The sequence below is a fragment of the Brevibacillus sp. NRRL NRS-603 genome, assembly GCF_003013445.1.
Taxonomy (GTDB): Bacteria; Bacillota; Bacilli; order Brevibacillales; family Brevibacillaceae; genus Brevibacillus; species Brevibacillus formosus.
In genome coordinates, this window is record NZ_PXZN01000110.1 from 1 (window position 1) to 945 (window position 945).

At 55.0% G+C, this 945-nt stretch carries 1 protein-coding gene; it reads right to left on the reverse strand.

Annotated features, from left to right (window positions below; translation table 11 throughout):
* The coding region (locus tag C7R94_RS28705; protein ID WP_304533974.1) for a 3'-5' exonuclease at positions 1 to 945 on the reverse strand (945 nt) is incomplete at both ends.

The following is a 945-nucleotide window of genomic DNA, read 5'->3' on the forward strand; positions in this document are numbered from 1 at the left end:
ATCAAGTCTTCGTCACTGAGCCGCTCGCTGTCATCCTGTCTGCCCCAGTCTGTTACACTTTTGGCGAGATCCTTGGATGAACCGACAAGAATGAGCTTCTCGCGTGCACGCGTCAAAGCTACATAAAGCACACGCATTTCCTCTGCCAGCATATCCCGACGCAGCTTTTGCCGGATGCCCAGCGCAGCCAGACTCGGATAGCGCAGCTGCATGGAGGGCTCGACCGCCATCGGGCCGAAGCCCAAATCTTTATGCAGCAAAAACTGGCTTTTCAAATCCATCGTATTAAACTGCTTGCCCATACCCGCCACAAAAACAACCGGGAACTCGAGCCCCTTACTTTTGTGGATCGTCATGATGCGTACGACATCCTCGTTTTCCCCGATGGTTCTTGCTTCGCCCATATCATTGCCCGCTTCTTGCAGACGATCGACAAAGCGCAAAAAGCGGAATAAGCCACGATAGGAGCCAGCTTCGTATTGTCTCGCCCGATCATAGAGCGCACGCAAGTTGGCCTGTCGCTGCTGACCGTTTTCCAGAGCCGCTACATAATCGAGATAGCCTGTCTCCCGGTACAGCATCGTCAGCAGCTCCGATAAAGCGCCTCTGCGAGCCTCTGTCCTCCATAGATCCAATCGGCCAAAAAACTGTCGCAGCCTTCTCTCCCACGACTCTTGTGGCGGGCGTTCGTCTGCATATTGGAGAACAGCTTGGTGAAACGGCCCTGTCGGGTAGTGTATGCGGATTTGAGCAAGCTGCTCCTCCCGCAAGCCGACGATGGGAGACCGCAATACAGCAGCCAATGGAATGTCTTGGAGCGGGTTGTCGATGACACGCAGCAAGGAAAGCATCGTTTCTACCTCAGTCGCCGCGAAATAACCCGCTGTCTGCTCGGCATACACGGGAATTCCTGCCGCGTGCAGCTCCTCTTGCATCGTCTGCCCC